The sequence below is a fragment of the Inquilinus limosus DSM 16000 genome, assembly GCF_000423185.1.
In the GTDB taxonomy this organism is placed as follows: Bacteria; Pseudomonadota; Alphaproteobacteria; order DSM-16000; family Inquilinaceae; genus Inquilinus; species Inquilinus limosus.
Genome location: NZ_AUHM01000014.1, coordinates 110,205 through 125,782, shown reverse-complemented (window position 1 = coordinate 125,782; position 15,578 = coordinate 110,205). Strand labels below are relative to the sequence as shown.

18 protein-coding genes are annotated in these 15,578 nt (G+C 71.3%); 14 read left to right on the top strand and 4 right to left on the bottom strand.

What is annotated here, in order from left to right:
* The first annotated feature begins 14 nt into the window (after positions 1 to 14).
* From hyi to G537_RS0114960, 6 genes are all read left to right on the top strand, one after another.
* Positions 15 to 812 (top strand): hydroxypyruvate isomerase, encoded by a 798-nt coding sequence (hyi, locus tag G537_RS0114985; RefSeq protein ID WP_026870815.1) that lies wholly within the window; start codon positions 15 to 17, stop codon positions 810 to 812.
* Between the two features lie 167 nt (positions 813 to 979).
* Positions 980 to 1,876 carry a 2-hydroxy-3-oxopropionate reductase gene (locus tag G537_RS0114980; protein WP_026870814.1) on the top strand — a complete coding sequence of 299 codons (897 nt, stop codon included), beginning with the start codon at positions 980 to 982 and terminating at the stop codon, positions 1,874 to 1,876.
* A 195-nt stretch (positions 1,877 to 2,071) separates the two neighbouring features.
* Positions 2,072 to 3,409 (top strand): 8-oxoguanine deaminase, encoded by a 1,338-nt coding sequence (locus tag G537_RS0114975; protein WP_026870813.1) that lies wholly within the window; start codon positions 2,072 to 2,074, stop codon positions 3,407 to 3,409.
* 87 nt (positions 3,410 to 3,496) lie between these two features.
* The gene (locus G537_RS0114970) at positions 3,497 to 3,850 is read left to right on the top strand and encodes an ArsR/SmtB family transcription factor (protein WP_026870812.1); all 354 of its coding nucleotides are present in this window, start codon (positions 3,497 to 3,499) and stop codon (positions 3,848 to 3,850) included.
* Entirely contained in the window at positions 3,834 to 4,289 is a 456-nt protein-coding gene (locus G537_RS0114965; RefSeq protein ID WP_051248436.1) for an SRPBCC domain-containing protein, read from the top strand. The genes G537_RS0114970 and G537_RS0114965 overlap by 17 nt, the downstream gene beginning before the upstream one ends.
* A gap of 20 nt (positions 4,290 to 4,309) precedes the next feature.
* Positions 4,310 to 4,723, top strand: a complete 414-nt coding sequence (locus G537_RS0114960) for a GFA family protein (RefSeq protein WP_026870810.1) — start codon at positions 4,310 to 4,312, stop codon at positions 4,721 to 4,723.
* A 27-nt stretch (positions 4,724 to 4,750) separates the two neighbouring features.
* Here the strand turns inward: G537_RS0114960 and G537_RS43655 are convergent, their stop codons facing one another.
* On the bottom strand, positions 4,751 to 4,921 hold the full coding sequence (locus tag G537_RS43655; protein ID WP_155888619.1) for a hypothetical protein: 171 nt from the start codon (positions 4,919 to 4,921) through the stop codon (positions 4,751 to 4,753).
* A gap of 176 nt (positions 4,922 to 5,097) precedes the next feature.
* Positions 5,098 to 5,343, bottom strand: coding sequence for a hypothetical protein (locus G537_RS0114950; protein WP_026870809.1), 246 nt, complete (start codon positions 5,341 to 5,343; stop codon positions 5,098 to 5,100).
* 224 nt (positions 5,344 to 5,567) lie between these two features.
* Between G537_RS0114950 and G537_RS38095 the strand changes: the two genes are divergently transcribed.
* A complete protein-coding gene (locus tag G537_RS38095; protein ID WP_051248435.1) occupies positions 5,568 to 6,896 on the top strand; it encodes an aspartate aminotransferase family protein in 1,329 nt (442 codons plus the stop codon).
* A 33-nt stretch (positions 6,897 to 6,929) separates the two neighbouring features.
* On the opposite strand, the gene G537_RS0114940 is transcribed toward G537_RS38095, so the two are convergent.
* Positions 6,930 to 7,283 carry a hypothetical protein gene (locus tag G537_RS0114940; protein WP_026870808.1) on the bottom strand — a complete coding sequence of 118 codons (354 nt, stop codon included), beginning with the start codon at positions 7,281 to 7,283 and terminating at the stop codon, positions 6,930 to 6,932.
* A 306-nt stretch (positions 7,284 to 7,589) separates the two neighbouring features.
* Between G537_RS0114940 and G537_RS0114935 the strand changes: the two genes are divergently transcribed.
* From G537_RS0114935 to G537_RS0114905, 7 genes are all read left to right on the top strand, one after another.
* Positions 7,590 to 8,849 (top strand): sarcosine oxidase subunit beta family protein, encoded by a 1,260-nt coding sequence (locus G537_RS0114935; RefSeq protein ID WP_026870807.1) that lies wholly within the window; start codon positions 7,590 to 7,592, stop codon positions 8,847 to 8,849.
* Between the two features lie 12 nt (positions 8,850 to 8,861).
* Positions 8,862 to 9,137 carry a sarcosine oxidase subunit delta gene (locus G537_RS38090; protein ID WP_034851773.1) on the top strand — a complete coding sequence of 92 codons (276 nt, stop codon included), beginning with the start codon at positions 8,862 to 8,864 and terminating at the stop codon, positions 9,135 to 9,137.
* Positions 9,134 to 12,265, top strand: coding sequence for an FAD-dependent oxidoreductase (locus G537_RS0114925; protein ID WP_026870806.1), 3,132 nt, complete (start codon positions 9,134 to 9,136; stop codon positions 12,263 to 12,265). Before G537_RS38090 ends, G537_RS0114925 begins: the two co-directional genes overlap by 4 nt.
* On the top strand, positions 12,258 to 12,878 hold the full coding sequence (locus G537_RS42075) for a sarcosine oxidase subunit gamma family protein (protein WP_026870805.1): 621 nt from the start codon (positions 12,258 to 12,260) through the stop codon (positions 12,876 to 12,878). Before G537_RS0114925 ends, G537_RS42075 begins: the two co-directional genes overlap by 8 nt.
* Positions 12,879 to 12,962: 84 nt before the next feature.
* Positions 12,963 to 13,481 (top strand): hypothetical protein, encoded by a 519-nt coding sequence (locus G537_RS0114915; RefSeq protein WP_026870804.1) that lies wholly within the window; start codon positions 12,963 to 12,965, stop codon positions 13,479 to 13,481.
* A gap of 33 nt (positions 13,482 to 13,514) precedes the next feature.
* Positions 13,515 to 13,910, top strand: a complete 396-nt coding sequence (locus G537_RS0114910; RefSeq protein ID WP_026870803.1) for a YybH family protein — start codon at positions 13,515 to 13,517, stop codon at positions 13,908 to 13,910.
* A 91-nt stretch (positions 13,911 to 14,001) separates the two neighbouring features.
* Positions 14,002 to 15,069 carry an alpha/beta fold hydrolase gene (locus G537_RS0114905; RefSeq protein WP_051248434.1) on the top strand — a complete coding sequence of 356 codons (1,068 nt, stop codon included), beginning with the start codon at positions 14,002 to 14,004 and terminating at the stop codon, positions 15,067 to 15,069.
* On the opposite strand, the gene G537_RS0114900 is transcribed toward G537_RS0114905, so the two are convergent.
* A complete protein-coding gene (locus G537_RS0114900; protein ID WP_026870801.1) occupies positions 15,066 to 15,575 on the bottom strand; it encodes a DUF1697 domain-containing protein in 510 nt (169 codons plus the stop codon). The genes G537_RS0114905 and G537_RS0114900 overlap by 4 nt on opposite strands.
* Positions 15,576 to 15,578: the final 3 nt, after the last annotated feature.

The window sequence follows — 15,578 nt, the reverse complement described above, 5'->3', positions numbered from 1 at the left end:
GCCGGGAGACCGCCATGCCGCGCTTCGCCGCCAACCTCACCATGCTCTTCAACGAGCATCCCTTCCTCGACCGCTTCGCCCGCGCCGCCGAGGCCGGCTTCACCGGGGTCGAGTACCTGTTCCCCTACCCTTATCCGAAGGAGGAGCTGGCCGAGCGACTGCAGCGCCATGGCCTGACCCAGGTGCTGCACAACCTGCCGGCCGGCGACTGGGCCAAGGGCGAGCGGGGCATCGCCTGCCTGCCCGACCGCAGGGGCGAGTTCCAGGACGGGGTCGGGATGGCCATCGAATACGCCCGGGCGCTGGGCTGCCGGCAACTGAACTGCCTGGCCGGCAAGCGGCCGGAGGGTGTGGCCGAGACGGTGCTGGGCGACACGCTGGTCGACAACCTCCGCTTCGCCGCCAAGGCGCTGGGCGAGGCCGGAATCGACCTGCTGGTCGAGCCGATCAACACCCGCGACATCCCGGGCTTCTTCCTCAGCGGATCGCAGCAGACGCTCGACCTGCTCGACGCGGTCGAGGCGCCGAACACCAGGCTGCAATACGACATCTACCACATGCAGATCATGGAGGGAGACCTGGGCCCGACGCTGCAGGCGCTGATGTCCCGCATCGGCCACATCCAGGTCGCCGACAATCCCGGCCGGCACGAGCCGGGCACCGGCGAGATCCACTACCCCTTCCTGTTCCGCCTGCTCGACGCGCTCGGCTATGCCGGCTGGGTCGGCGCCGAATACGTGCCGCAGTCCGGCACCGAAGCCGGCCTCGGCTGGTTCGCGCCGTACCGCGCCAAGGCCACCGTCGCCGCCTGAGCCATCCCTCTCGCCCTCCCGCAGGGGAGACCTTTTCGGAAGTCCCAACACCGTCATTGCGAGCGCAGCGAAGCAATCCATGGTGCAGCACGAGCGGAAGCATGGATTGCTTCGTCGGCTTCGCCTCCTCGCAATGACGGCAGGGGTTTTTCTCACAGGAGTTCGTCATGAACGTCGCCTTCATCGGCCTCGGCATCATGGGCCGCCCCATGGCCGGCCACCTGATCGCCGCCGGGCACAGCCTCTTCCTCCATGACATCACCGGCGTACCGGAGGGGCTGGCCGGCACCGCCGTTGCCTCCGCCGCCGAGGCGGCACGGCGGGCCGAGATCGTCATCACCATGGTGCCGGACACGCCGCATGTGGAGGCGGCGCTGTTCGGCCCCGGCGGCGTCGCCGAGGGACTGTCGCCCGGCAAGGTGGTGGTCGACATGAGCTCGATCTCGCCGATCGCAACCAAGGGCTTCGCCGAGAAGATCAATGCGCTGGGCTGCGACTATCTCGACGCCCCGGTCTCGGGCGGCGAGGTCGGCGCCAAGGCCGCCAGCCTGACCATCATGGTCGGCGGGCCGCAGGCCGCCTTCGATCGCGTGAAGCCGCTGTTCGAGGCGATGGGCAAGAACGTGACCCTGGTCGGCGGCAACGGCGACGGCCAGACCACCAAGGTCGCCAACCAGATCATCGTCGCCCTGACCATCGAGGCGGTGGCCGAGGCCCTGCTGTTCGCCGCCAAGGCCGGGGCCGACCCGGCCCGGGTGCGCCAGGCGCTGATGGGCGGCTTCGCGGCCTCGCGCATCCTCGAGGTGCATGGCGAGCGCATGATCCAGCGCAACTTCGCCCCCGGCTTCCGCATCGCCCTGCACCAGAAGGACCTCGCCCTGGCGCTGGACGGCGCCCGGTCCTTGAGCGTGCCGCTGCCGAACACGGCGGCGACGCAGCAGCTGCTGCACGCCGCCATCGCCCAGGGCGGCGCCGCCTGGGACCATTCCGCCATCCTCAAGGTGCTGGAGCGCCAGGCGGATTTCGAGATCGCCCGCCCGGCGGCGCAGAGGGATGCGGCGTAACCCCAAACCGTCATTGCGAGGAGGCGAAGCCGACGAAGCAATCCAGGGCCAGCGCGAGCCGCCCTGGATTGCTTCGCTACGCTCGCAATGACGGCTGGGGGCATGGCCAGCTTTGAAGCTCTTTCAAACCGGCTTACCCCTCCCCTCCCTTCCGCCGGCTGTTAGGTTACCCTCGGACGGGATGGGAGACTTGCGATGCGGCTGTGGATCAGGGACCCGCTGGCGATCCTGGCGGAGGGCGCCGAACGCGGCGTGGTGGTCGAGGACGGCCGCATCGCCGAGCTGGTGCCGACGGGGCGGGAGCCGACGGCTCCGGCCGACAGCGCGTTCGACGCCGGCGCCCATGTCGTCCTGCCCGGGCTGATCAACACCCACCATCATTTCTACCAGACCCTGACCCGCGCTCTGCCGGCGGCGCTGGACCGGGAGCTGTTCCCCTGGCTGCAGGCCCTCTATCCCGTCTGGTCCCGGCTGGACCCGGAGGCGCTGCGCAGCGCCGTCACCGTGGCGATGACGGAGCTGCTGCTGTCCGGCTGCACCACCACCTCCGACCACCACTACGTCTTCCCGGACGGGCTGGAGCACGCCATCGACATCGAGGTCGAGGTGGCGCGGTCGCTCGGCATCCGCGCCGTGCTGACCCGCGGCTCGATGAACCTGTCGGTGCGCGACGGCGGCCTGCCGCCTGACAGCGTGGTGCAGGACGAGGACACCATCCTGGCCGACAGCGAGCGGCTGATCGCGTCACATCACCAGGCCGGCGACGGCGCCATGGTGCAGATCGCGCTGGCCCCCTGCTCGCCCTTTTCGGTCACCGGCTCGCTGATGCGGCGCACGGCGGAGCTGGCCGAGCGCCACGACGTGCGGCTGCACACCCATCTGGCCGAGACCGAGGACGAGAACCGCTTTTGCCAGGAGACCTTCGGCTGCCGGCCGCTGGATTATCTGGAGGAATGCGGCTGGCTCGGGCCCCGCACCTGGCTGGCGCACGGCATTCATTTCAACCCGGCCGAGATCGGCCGCCTGGCCCGGGCCGGCACGGCGGTGACGCATTGCCCCTGCTCGAACCAGGTGCTGGGGTCCGGCCACTGCCCGGTGCACGGCATGGAGCAGGCCGGGATGGCAGTTGGCCTCGGCGTCGACGGCTCCGCCTCCAATGACGGCTCGAATCTGATGCAGGAGGTGCGCGCCGCCTTCCTGCTGCAGCGGCATCACTACGGTGTGACCACGATCAGCCACCGCGACGCGCTGCGCTGGGCCACGGCGGGATCCGCCGCCTGCCTCGGCCGGCCGGATCTCGGCACCATCGGCCCGGGCAGGCAGGCCGACTTGGCCCTGTTCGCGCTGGACGAGCTGCGCTTCGCCGGCCATGGCGACCCGCTGGCGGCGCTGGTGCTGTGCGGCGCCCACAGAGCCGATTTCGTCATGGTCGGGGGTGCCTGGCGGGTGCGGAACGGCGGGATGCCGGGCCTCGACCTGCCCGGGCTGATCCGGCGCCATCAGGCCCTGGCCGCCAGGATGCAGGCGGGCTGACGCCGCCGGGCCCCATGCGCCTGCCTTGACACGCCGCCACGATGGCCGTATTGAACTGATTGGTTGATCAACCAATCGGTTCAGAACGTGCCGACGGATCCTCTCAGCCAGACCCTCGCGGCCCTCGCCGACCCGACCCGCCGGGCCATCCTGGCGCGGCTGGCCGAGGGCGAGGCCTCGGTCACCGAGCTCGGCGCCCCCTTCGCCATGAGCCTCACCGCCGTCTCCAAGCACCTCAAGGTGCTGGAACGCGCAGGGCTGGTGGAGCGCGGCCGCACGGCGCAGTGGCGGCCCTGCCGGCTGCAGGCCGGGCCGCTGAAGGAGATCGCCGACTGGGTCGAGCGCTATCGCCCCTTCTGGGACGCCGGCTTCGACCGGCTGGACGCCTATCTGCGCCAACTGCAAGGCAAGGAAGCCCAAGACGATGACCGGACCCAGTGACAGCGCCAGCCCGAGGGAGGAGCTGGTCATTACCCGTCTTTTCGACGCGCCGCGCAGCCTCGTCTTCAAGGCCTGGACCGAACCCGAGCATCTGGTGCGCTGGCTGGGGCCGAAGGATTTCACCGCATCCGTGGTGCGGCTCGACGTGCGGCCGGGCGGCGCCTGGAGCGCTGTCATCACCTCGCCCGAGGGCAAGAGCTACGGCATGGCCGGGGTCTATCAGGAGGTGGCGCCGCCGGAGCGGCTGGTCTTCACCTTCGCCTGGGAGGAGGACGAGGCCGAGGAGATGCTGATCACCCTCACCTTCGCCGAGCGCGGCGGCAGGACCGAGATGATCTTCCGCCAGGCCGGCTTCCGCTCGACGGAAAGCCGGGACAGCCATCGCGAGGGCTGGGAGGAGTGCTTCGACCGGCTGCCGCCCTATCTGGCGCAGCTCTAGACATATCGGGGGAGGAAGCGATGAAACGCACCTATCACGGCAGCTGCCATTGCGGCGCCGTGCGGTTCGAATGTGAGCTCGATCTGACCGCCGACACCAGTCGCTGCAACTGCTCGATCTGCGGCAAGGGACGGTTCTGGAAGGCGATCGCCCCGGCGCCGGACTTCCACCTGCTGCAGGGGGAGGAGGCGCTGTCGGACTACCAGTTCGACGGCGCCGCCGGCGGCACCATCCACCATCTGTTCTGCCGCCGCTGCGGCATCAAGCCGTTCGGCCGCGGCTTCATGGAGGAACTGGGCGGCACTTTTTACGCCGTCAATGTCGTCTGCCTCGACGATGCGACGGATGAGGAGCTGGCCGAGGCGCCGGTCCGATACGAGGACGGACGCGCCGACCGCTGGGACTCCCCGCCGGCGGAGACGCGCCACCTGTAGGCGGCGCGCCTTTGCCACGGGCGACCGTCAGTAGGACGGGGTCACCACGGTGGTGCGCGGCGGCGGGGTCACCACCGTTGCCGACGGTTGCGGCTGGGTCACCACGGTGGTCGGCCTCTCCGGCGGCGGGTTGTTCACCGTGCAGGCGGCCAGGAGAGGCAGCCCGAGCAGGGCGACGATAAGGGTCATGGAGCGCATGACCGATCCTCCCATTCCGTGAAACGGCGTGTGTCCACGCCACGCTCACACTGCAACAGGACGATGCGGCACCCCGTTCCCCGGTGAGCGTGGGGAGAGGGTCGGCACGGCGGCCCTGGAAGCGGGCGTCGACGCCCCGGCGGCCGCAGCCGCAGGCCGCCGTGCCGGAGCCGGCCTCAGTAGGCCGGCGTCACCACCGTGGTGCTGGGCCGCGGCGTGACATAGGTCGTGTTCGGCGTGGTGACGACCGTCCCGGGCTGAGTGACGACCGCTGTCGGCGCCGGCTGGACGACGGCCGTCGGCGCCGGCTGGGTGACCACGGTGGTCGCGGCCGGCCGCTCGGCCGGGGGGTTGTTCACCGTGCAGCCCGCGGCCAGCAGCGACAGGCCGGCCAGGGCGAATGCGGCGCAGAAAGAACGCATCTCACGTCCTCCGATCTATCAAGCGACCCGAATCGAGGCCGCAACGGAGACGCAACGCGACCAGGAAGACCTGCGTTCCTTCGGCCCAATCACATGGAAATTGTGGTGTTCTTTATGCAACTCTCTGCGGCAGTAGAGCCCGCGATTGCCTCCGCCGCCATTGCGGCCTCATGCTGAAGGCCGTCCCGCGGCAGTGTACCGTCGACCGACGAGAGGCCTCCGCCATGACCCGCGACCTGTCGCGCAGCCACGCGCATTTCCGCCGGGCGTCGGCCCGGCTGCCCCTCGGCGTCGCCTCGAACTTCCGCTACTGGGGCGACGACCGGACCATCTATGTGAAGCGGGGCCGCGGCGGCCGGGTCTGGGACCTCGACGACAACGGATATGTCGACTACCGGCTCGGCTACGGCCCGGCGATCCTGGGCTACGCCGATCCGCGGGTGGACGAGGCGGCACGGCAGGGCATGGCGGTCGGCGGCGTCTTCGCCCTGTCGACCGAGCGCGAGCTCGCGGTCGCCGAGCGCATCGCGAAGATGATGCCGGCGGCGGAGCTGGTGCGCTTCTCCAACTCCGGCACCGAGGCGGTGATGGCGGCGCTGCGCCTGGCCCGCGCCGCGACCGGCAAGGAAGGGTATGTGCTGGTCGAGGGCAGCTATCACGGGCTGTTCGACGCCGCGATGTGGCGCGTGGCGCTGGACCGGTGGGACCCGGACCGGCCCGGCGAGGAGCCGCCGGTCGTGCCCTATTCCGAGGGCGTGCCGGAAGCCGTGCGGCCGCTCCTGCACCTGACGCCGATGAACGATGCCGACCGGCTGGAGGACCTGCTGCGTCGCCGCTCGAACCAGATCGCGGCGATGCTGATCGAGCCGATCATGGGCAATTGCTGCGGCATCACCGCCGATCCCGACTATGTCCGCGCCGCGCGCGAGCTGTGCGACCGCCACGGCGTGCTGCTGATCGTCGACGAGGTGAAGTCGGGCTTCCGCGTCGCCCGCGGCGGCGCGCAAGAGCTGATGGGCATCCGGGCCGACATCGTCACCCTGGCCAAGGCGATGGCCAACGGCTATCCGATCGCCGCCATCGGCGGCCGCGCGGACGTCATGCGCCGGTTCGGCCGCGGCGTGGCCCATGGTGGCACCTACACCGCCCATCCGGTGGCGCTGGCCGCGGCCGAGAAGACGCTGGAGATCCTGGACGAGACCCCGGCTCTGGAGACGATCGCCGCCTATGGCCGCCGGCTGCAGGCCGGGATCACCCGGATCCTGGAGGCCCGCGGCGTGGTCCATTGCTTCGCCGGGCACCCGTCGATGGCCGGGCTGTTCTTCGCGCCGGCGCCGCCGCGCGACTTCCGCGACTGGCGGCGATCGGACTTCCGCTTCTACGACGCGCTGGCCCGCGAGTTGCACGAGGAGGGCGTGCTGTGCGAGCCGGATTCGCGCGAGCCCTGGTTCATCTGCGAGGCACATGACGAGAGCTGCCTGGCCGACACTCTGGCCGGTTTCGAGCGCGCCCTGGACCGCACGCTCGACGCCGTCGCAGCCACAGCGCGCTGACGGCGGGCATCGCGGCGCGCGATCAGCCCCGGCTCACCAGCGGCGGTGCCGATAGCGCCAGCGGTCGTGGCGCCAATGCCGGCGGCGGCGCCAGCCGTCGTCATCGTCGTCGGCGATGGCCGCGCCGATCGCCAGCCCGCCCAGCGCCAGCGCGCCGACGGCCAGCGCGGTATTGGTGTCCTGCTGCTGCCGTTCGATTTGCGCCTGATAAGACAGCGGGCCGAGGGAGTTGCAGGCGTAGGGATCGCCATAGGCGCAGCGCTGCGACGCGTAGTTGAGCTGCATCTCCGACGGCGTCGGGCCGCAGGCGACCAGGAGCGCCAGGGCACCGATCCCGCCGACACGCCAGAGGCCGGGCCTCAGGGCACCGGCCATGATACCGGTCATCGTCTCGTCTCTCCTGCCGACCCCCCGATCGGCCGATGGCGACGGTGACTCGGAATCAGAGCGAAATTGTGTTGATCCGCCATCCGCGCCGCATGTCGGCCAACCGCGTCGAGACGGCCGGGCAGAGCCGTTCCGGCGGCCGTCGGCCGCCGGCTGGTGCCGCCCCGCTTCCACGATCTCGCCATAATTCCCTATGCCGATCCGATATTGCGGCCAACATCCCCCCTTCCCCAGAACATACAGTGATGTACTGTACAGGCAGGAACCGGGAGGCGCCAGGGCAACCGGCGGAGGCGGGGCGGGCGGATGCAGCGATATTCCTTCTTCTCGCTGGCGCGGCAGGCGCTGGGCGGCCATCGCGGCTGGGAGCCGGCGTGGCGCAAGGCGACGCCGAAGAAGAGCTATGACGTCGTCATCGTCGGCGGCGGCGGGCACGGCCTGTCCACGGCTTACTACCTGGCCCGCAACCACGGCATCACCAACGTCGCGCTGGTCGAGCGCGGCTGGATCGGCGGCGGCAATGTCGGCCGCAACACCACCATCGTCCGCTCCAACTACCTGCTGCCGGACAACCAGCACTTCTACGAATGGTCGCTGAAGCTGTGGCACGGCCTCAGCGAGGAGCTGAACTACAACGTCATGTTCTCGGCCCGCAGCTCGATCTTCCTGGCCACCTCGCTGGCCGGGGCGATGGCGCTGCGCCGCCGCGGCAACGGCATGCGCCTGGCCGGCATCGACGCCGAATGGCTGGAGCCGGACGACCTGCGCCGGATCGCTCCCAATCTCGACTATTCCGACAACGCGCTGTTCCCGATCTATGGCGGCATGCGCCAGGGCCGCGCCGGCACCGCCCGGCACGACGCCGTGGCCTGGGGCTTCGCCCGGGGCGCCAGCAATCTCGGCGTCGACATCATCGAGGATTGCGAGGTGCTGGACTTCCTGCGCGAGGGCGAGCGGGTGACCGGGGTGATGACGGCCAAGGGCCCGATCTCCGCCGATCACGTCTGCCTCGCCACCGCCGGCTCCTCCTCCACCCTCACGCATAAGCTCGGCCTCAAGCTGCCGATCGAGAGCCATCTGCTGCAGGCCTTCGTCGGCGAGGGGCTGAAGCCGGTCGTGAACCAGGTCTTCTCCTGGTCCGGCAGCGGCCATTTCTACATCAGCCAGTCCGACAAGGGCGGCCTCGTCTTCGGCGGCGACCTGGACGGCTACAACTCCTACGCCCAGCGCGGCAACCTGCCGGTGGTCGAGGACGTCGCCACCGCCGCCATCGCGCTGATGCCGAGCCTGTCGCGCACGCGCATCCTGCGGCACTGGGCGGGGGTGATGGACATGTCGATGGACGGCAGCCCGATCATCGGCCTGGCGCCGATCGACGGGCTCCATCTGAACATGGGCTGGTGCTACGGCGGCTTCAAAGCCATCCCCGGCTCCGGCTGGGTCTGCGCCCACACCATCGCCCATGGCGAGCCGCACGAGCTGAACCGGCCCTTCGCCCTCGACCGGTTCGAGCGCGGCCGGATCATCGACGAGAACGGCGTCGGGCCGATCGCGAACCGGCACTGAGGAGCGGACACAATGCGGATTCCCTGCCCCTGGTGCGGCCCGCGCGACCTGTCGGAGTTCTTCTACGGCGGCGATGCCGAAAGCCCAAGACCGGCCCATGAGGAGACGGCGGTCGGGCCCTGGTTCGACCATGTCTACCGCCACGACAACCCGCGTGGCGCGCATCGCGAGCTGTGGCAGCACAATTACGGCTGCCGGTCCTGGATCCTGGTCACGCGCGACACGCTGACCCATGAGATCACGGCGGCGGAGCCGTTTCGCCGTCCCGCGATGGAGGCCGGACGATGACCTCCCATCGCCTGGCCCAGGGCGGGCTGATCGACCGGTCGCGGCGGCTCGGCTTCATCTTCGACGGGCAGCGCTACGAGGGCCATCCGGGCGACACGCTGGCTTCCGCCCTTCTCGCCAACGGCGTCCGGCTGGTCGGCCGCAGCTTCAAGTACCACCGGCCGCGCGGCATCCTATCCGCCGGGTCGGAGGAGCCGAACGCGCTGGTCGAGCTGCGCGGCGGCGCGCGGCACGAGCCCAACACCCGCGCCACCATGGTCGAGCTCCATGACGGCCTGATGGCGCAGAGCCAGAACCGCTGGCCGTCGCTGGCCTTCGACGCGCTGGGCGTGGTCAACGGCCTCTTGGCCCCGGTCTTCCCGGCCGGCTTCTACTACAAGACCTTCATGTGGCCGGCCTCGTTCTGGGAGCCGGTCTATGAGCGGATCATCCGCCGCGCCGCCGGGCTGGGCCGGGCGCCGCAGGAGCCCGATCCGGACCGCTACGAGCGCCGCCATGCCTTCTGCGACGTCCTGGTGGTGGGCGGCGGTCCGGCGGGGCTCAGCGCCGCCCTGGCCGCGGCCGAGGCCGGCGCCCGCGTCATCCTGTGCGACGAGAACGACCGCTTCGGCGGCGCGCTGCTGGCCGAGGACCAGCCGGTCGAGGGCCGGCCGGCGGTGGACTGGGTGGCGGAGCGGCTGGCGGCGCTGCAGGGTTTCGGCGACCGCGTCACCCTGGTGCCGCGCGGCACCGCCTTCGGGATCTACGACCACGGCACGGTCGGGCTGATCGAGCGGGTCGCCGATCACCTGCCCGAACCGCCGCCGCATCTGCCGCGCCAGCGCTTCTGGACCATCCGCGCCGCCGCCATGGTGGTCGCGGCCGGGGCGATCGAGCAGCCGTTGGTCTTCCCGAACAACGACCGGCCCGGGGTGATGCTGGCGAATGCGACGCGCCGCTACGCCCATCGCTATGGCGTGGCGCCGGGCAGGCGGGTGCTGGTGGCCGGGATCGACGACGGCGCGGCGCGGACCGCCCTGGCGCTGAAACGGCACGGCGTCGAGATCGCCGGGCTGGTGGATTCGCGCCGCGATCCCGCCGGACCGCTGACGGAGGAGCTGCGCGCCGCCGGCATCCCGATCCATGCCGGGTCGACCGTGCGCGGCGCCAAGGGCGGTCTGGGTGTCGAGGGCGCCCGGATCGGCCGGGCCGACGGCGAGGGGAGATCCATCGCGATCGACTGCGATGCGGTCGCCATGTCCGGCGGCTGGATGCCGACCACCCATCTGCTGAGCCAGCGCGGCGTCCGCCCCCGGCTCGACACGCGGCTCGGCGGCTTCGTGCTGCCGGAGTTGGACGGCCCGCTGCTGGCGGCCGGTGCCTGCGCCGGCCGCGCCTCGACCGAGGCGGCGATCGCCGATGGCTTGGCGGTCGGGCAGAGGGCGGCACGCCTAACCGGGGGTCGTCATCAGAGTGTTGGCGCGTTGCCTCTCCCGCTTGCGGGAGAGGCCGGAGCCGCGCCAGCGGCTCCGGGTGAGGGCCTTCCCGCCGCCGGTGCCAGCCCTCACCCGGACATCCTGGCGGATGTCCGACCTCTCCCGCCCCGCGGGAGAGGTCACGCGAGCGAGACCGCGCTCCTCCAGCGCCCCGCCCCTGCCCCGGCCTCCGCTCCCGTCGTCGCGGACCCGCAGGTCACGGGCAAGGCCTTCGTCGATTTCCAGAACGACGTCACCGCCGCCGACATCCGGCTGGCCGCGCGCGAGGGCTATTCGTCGCCCGAGCACATGAAGCGCTACACCACCCTCGGCATGGCAACCGACCAGGGCAAGACCGCGAACGGCCCTGCGCTCGGCGTCCTGGCCGAGGCGCGGCATCTGCGCGCCGGCGACTTGGCCGCCCCGACCTTCCGGCCGCCTTATACGCCGGTCGCCTTCGGCGCCATCGTCGGCCGGTCGGTCGGCTGGCACACCGTCCCCACCCGGCGGACGCCGTTCGATCGATTCCACCAAGCCGACGGCGCCGTCTTCGTGCGCTCCGGCGGCTGGTTGCGGCCGCATTACTACCCCCGGCCGGGCGAGAGCCTGGGCCAGGCGGCGCTGCGCGAGGCCCGGCACGTCCGGACGCAGGTCGGCATCTTCGACGTATCGACCCTCGGCAAGGTCGACGTCCGGGGCCCCGATGCCGCCGCCTTCCTGGAGCGGCTCTACGTCAACCGGATCGAGACGCTGCCGGTCGGGCGTTCGCGCTACGGCATCATGCTGCGCGACGACGGCATCGTGCTGGACGACGGCACCGTCACCCGGCTGGCCGAGGACCGCTTCTACGTCACCACCACCACGGCCAAGGCGCATGACGTGGTGCGGACGATGGAGCGGCTGACCGAGGTGGACTGGCCGGAGCTGCGCGTCGCCGTGACCGAGGTGACCGAGGCCTGGGGCGCCGTCGCCCTGACCGGGCCGCAGGCGCGGACGGTGCTGGAGCGCCTGGTCGGCGGCGCCGCGGACGTCTCGAACGAGGCCCTGCCCTTCATGGCGGTCCGGAACGTGGCGGCAGACGGGCTACCGATCCGCATCCTGCGCGTCAGCTTCACCGGCGAGCTTGGCTACGAGCTGCATGTCGAGGCGCAGCACGCGCCGGAGCTTTGGCGCAGGCTGGTCGCGGCCGGTGAACCGCTGGGGCTGGAGCGCTTCGGCCTGGAGGCGCTGGACCTGCTGCGGATCGAGAAGGGCTTCCTGACCGGCGCCGAGATCAACGGCCAGACCACGCTGGCCGACCTGGCGCATGAGCGCTTCGCCAAGCGCGACGGCGCCTATGTCGGCAAGCCGCTGGCGCAGCGCGAAGGGCTGGCCGATCCGGACCGGCCGCGGCTGGTCGGGCTGGTCTCCGAGGCGGGCGAGCCGCTGATGGCCGGGGCGCATCTGGTCGAGGGCGGCATGTTCCGCGAGAACGAGCCGACCCAGGGGCACATCACCTCCTCCTGCACCAGCCCGGTGACCGGGCAGCCGATCGCCCTCGGCCTCCTGGCCCGCAGCCGGGAGCGGATGGGCGGCACGATCTTCGTGACCGACCCGCTGCGCGGCACCCATGTCAAGGTGCGGGTGACCGAGCCCTGCTTCTACGACCCGAAGGGAGAGCGCGTCCGTGGCTGACATCTCCGTCCCCGAGAACCCGCTCGAGGCCCTGTCGACCATCGATGCCGACGGCCTGACCCTGCGCCCCTGGCGTCCGGCGGCGATCCTGCAGCTCGCCGCCTGGAGCACGGACTCCGCCGCCGCCCTGGCCGGCTGGGAGCGCGCCGTTTTCGGTGCCGCCGTCGCAGAGGCCGGGGCCGCGCTGGTCGTGGGCGGGCTGCGGCTGTGGCCGGTCGCCCCCTGGCGCCGCCTGCTGATCGCCGAGGCCGGCACGGCGCTGCCCGGCCTGCCGGACGGCGTCGCCGCGGTGCCCTGCACCGGCGGCCATGTCGGGCTGCGTCTCGACGGGACGCGGTCGCGCGACCTCCTGGCCAAGCTGATGGCGGTGGACCTTCATCCGGACATGCTGGCCGAGGGCGACGTCGCCACCGCCCGGCTGGAGCATGTGCGGGTGCATCTGCAGCGCGCCGGCGCCGACGGCTTCGACCTGCTGCTTCCGGTGTCCTATGCCGAGTTCGCCCTCGGCGCCCTGGCCGACGGCGCGCTGGAGTTCGGCGCCCGGATCGACGCGGCCCTGCTGCACCGCCCGCCCCCACCGCAGGAATCGCCGCGGACGGTACGGCTGAAATAGGGAGCGGCGGCACCGCAATTTTCTCCAAGCGACGGCCGCCCGTCCCGTCCTATCCAGGGCTTCCCACAGATCGGGAGAGCCCTCGTGACCACCTTCGCTTCCCTGAAAGACGCCCTGTTCGCCGACGGCCCGGCGCCGGACCGGGCCGAGAAGATGGGCCTCTATGGCTGGCTGATCGGCGACTGGGAGATGGACACCCGGCTGTTCGCCGAGGACGGCACCGCGACGCCCGGCCGCGGCGAGATCCATTTCGGCTGGGCCCTGGACGGCCGCGCCATCCAGGATGTCTGGATCCTGCCCGGCGTCTTCTTCGGCACCACGCTCAGGATCTACGACCCCGGCCTCGATGCGTGGCACATCCTGTGGAACGACCCGCTGAAGCAGTACTACACCCGGCAGATCGGCCGGGCCGAGGGCCGCGACATCGTCCAGCTGGGCAAGGACGAAAGCGGCGCCGTCATTCGCTGGAGCTTCCGCGAGATCACCCCGGACAGCTTCGTCTGGCGGGCCGATCGGTCGCCCGACGGCGAAGGCGACTGGCGCCTCCTGGCCGAGTTCCGGGCCCGGCGGGTCGGGTCTGGCCCGACGGCCGGTTCCGGCTAGACTGACTCCGTCCCGCAACCGGAGAGGCCTGCGATGACGGAGGATGAGCGCGCGATCCACGACCTGGTCGAGACCTGGATGAAGGCCAGCAAGGCCGGCGACGTGGCGACGGTGCTGAGCCTGATGTCGGACGACGTGGTCTTCATGGTCCCCGGCCATGAACCCTTCGGCAAGGAGGCCTTCGCCGCCGCCTCCGCCGGGCAATCGGAGATGAGCATCGACGGCCGCAGCGAGATCCGCGAGCTGCAGGTGCTGGGAGATTGGGCGTATCTGCGCGCCCATATCGACATCACCGTCACGCCGCCGGTCGGCCAGCCGGTGCGGCGCGCCGGCTGGACCCTGACCATCCTGCGCAAGCAGCCGGACGGCCGCTGGCTGCTGACCCGTGACGCCAACCTGCTGACGGTGCAGCCGGACAGCACCCGCTGATACCGAAGACATATCAAAGCGAGCAGAAGCGATATTTGATCGATCAGACGGGCTGCCCCAAAGAAGCCGGAGCACCAATCCGGAGGGATCGATGCCTGTGCTGCGCGCTTCCCGGGCCGCTCTTCTGGCCGCCGCCCTCGCCGCGGGCCCGGCCGCGGCCGGGCCCGATCTCGTCCGCGAGGAGCTGCGGGTGACGACTGCGGACAAGGTCGGCATCCATATCCGCGAAGTCCGGCCCCGGGCCGGCGGCACGGGCGAGCCGATCATCCTGGTCCATGGCGCCCGGGTGCCGGGGATCGGGTCCTTCGACCTCGACGTGCCGGGCGGATCGCTGGCCGGGGATCTGGCCGAGCGGCTGGGCCGCAGGGTCTTCATCATGGACGTCCGCGGCTATGGCGGGTCGGACCGGCCGGCGGCGATGGACCGGCCGGCGGCCGAGAGCCGGCCGCTGTCACGCGGCCACGAGGTGGTGCGCGACATCGACGCCGTGGCCCGCATGGCGGCGGGGCGCGCCGGATCGGACACGGTCGCCCTGATCGGCTGGGCCACCGGTGGCATGTGGTCGGCCTGGTACGCCTCGCTCTGGCCCGAGCGGGTCGGCCATCTAGTGGTTCTGAACGCGCTCTATGGCGGCGCCGACCGGCATCCGACGCTGGGCCCCGGCACGCAGTCGGCTGATCCCGAGCATCCGGACCGGCCGAGCCCGAAGCTCGGCGGCTATCGGCCGACCACGGCCGCGGCGCTGTTCCCGGCCTGGGACGAGTCGATCCCGGCCGAGGACAAGGCGAGCTGGCGCGACCCGGCGGTGGCCGAGGCCTATGCCCGGGAAGCGCTGGCCAGCGACCCGGCCTCGGACACGCGCGATCCCCCCGCCTTCCGCGCCCCGGCCGGAGCGATGGAGGACAGCTTCCATCAGGCCGGTGGCCGCAGGCTGTTCGATGCCGGCTCGATCACCGCGCCGATCCTGCTGGTCCGCTCCGAACACGATTTCTGGAGCCGGCCGGAGGACGTCGACGCCTTCGCCCATGACGCAATGCGGTCCGCGGGCGTGCGCAGCGTCACCCTGCCCGGCGCCACCCATTTCGTGCATCTCGACCGCCCCGAGCGCGGCCGGGATGCGTTGATCGCCGAGATTGCGGCTTTCCTCGGCGGACGCTAACCCCGGGCCATCTCGGCCAGCTTCGCCACCGTGTTCATGTTGCGGGCGGTGCCGGCCTTGGCCGCCGGGATCGACAGCTTGGAACGGGCCATGCCGTCGCTGTAATGGACATAGATCTCGCGCCTGCCGAGCCGCATCCCCTCGCCCTGCCGGCCGGTCGCCTTTTCCAGCGCATCGGCCGGCGGCGGAGCGTCGAGGAAGATCGCCACGGTCCGGTTCGGCGCGGCCCCGGGGAACGGGTTCGCCGCCAGGACCTCAGCCATCTCCGCGGCGCTGCGCACCAGCACGCCGACCGGCTTGCCGGCATAGGCCTCGAGCGAGGCCTCCACCGCGGCCTTGATCTCGGCCTCCGTCCGGTCGCTGCGGCAGACGACATTGCCGCTGGCGATATAGGTGCGGATGTCGGCGAGCCCCGCCGCCTCGCACAGGGCCTTCAGGTCGCTCATCGGCAGCTTGCCGGTGCCGCCGACATTCACCGCCCGCAGCAGGATGACGAAGCTGGTCACAGC

Excerpts from the sequence above, each read along its gene's own strand:
- hyi (WP_026870815.1), top strand. The coding sequence starts at position 15 with ATGCCGCGCTTCGCCGCCAACCTCACCATGCTCTTCAACGAGCATCCC.
- G537_RS0114980 (WP_026870814.1), top strand. The coding sequence starts at position 980 with ATGAACGTCGCCTTCATCGGCCTCGGCATCATGGGCCGCCCCATGGCC.
- G537_RS0114975 (WP_026870813.1), top strand. The coding sequence starts at position 2,072 with ATGCGGCTGTGGATCAGGGACCCGCTGGCGATCCTGGCGGAGGGCGCC.
- G537_RS0114965 (WP_051248436.1), top strand. The coding sequence starts at position 3,834 with ATGACCGGACCCAGTGACAGCGCCAGCCCGAGGGAGGAGCTGGTCATT.
- G537_RS0114960 (WP_026870810.1), top strand. The coding sequence starts at position 4,310 with ATGAAACGCACCTATCACGGCAGCTGCCATTGCGGCGCCGTGCGGTTC.
- G537_RS43655 (WP_155888619.1), bottom strand. The coding sequence starts at position 4,921 with ATGCGCTCCATGACCCTTATCGTCGCCCTGCTCGGGCTGCCTCTCCTG.
- G537_RS0114950 (WP_026870809.1), bottom strand. The coding sequence starts at position 5,343 with ATGCGTTCTTTCTGCGCCGCATTCGCCCTGGCCGGCCTGTCGCTGCTG.
- G537_RS38095 (WP_051248435.1), top strand. The coding sequence starts at position 5,568 with ATGACCCGCGACCTGTCGCGCAGCCACGCGCATTTCCGCCGGGCGTCG.
- G537_RS0114940 (WP_026870808.1), bottom strand. The coding sequence starts at position 7,283 with ATGACCGGTATCATGGCCGGTGCCCTGAGGCCCGGCCTCTGGCGTGTC.
- G537_RS0114935 (WP_026870807.1), top strand. The coding sequence starts at position 7,590 with ATGCAGCGATATTCCTTCTTCTCGCTGGCGCGGCAGGCGCTGGGCGGC.
- G537_RS38090 (WP_034851773.1), top strand. The coding sequence starts at position 8,862 with ATGCGGATTCCCTGCCCCTGGTGCGGCCCGCGCGACCTGTCGGAGTTC.
- G537_RS0114925 (WP_026870806.1), top strand. The coding sequence starts at position 9,134 with ATGACCTCCCATCGCCTGGCCCAGGGCGGGCTGATCGACCGGTCGCGG.
- G537_RS0114910 (WP_026870803.1), top strand. The coding sequence starts at position 13,515 with ATGACGGAGGATGAGCGCGCGATCCACGACCTGGTCGAGACCTGGATG.
- G537_RS0114905 (WP_051248434.1), top strand. The coding sequence starts at position 14,002 with ATGCCTGTGCTGCGCGCTTCCCGGGCCGCTCTTCTGGCCGCCGCCCTC.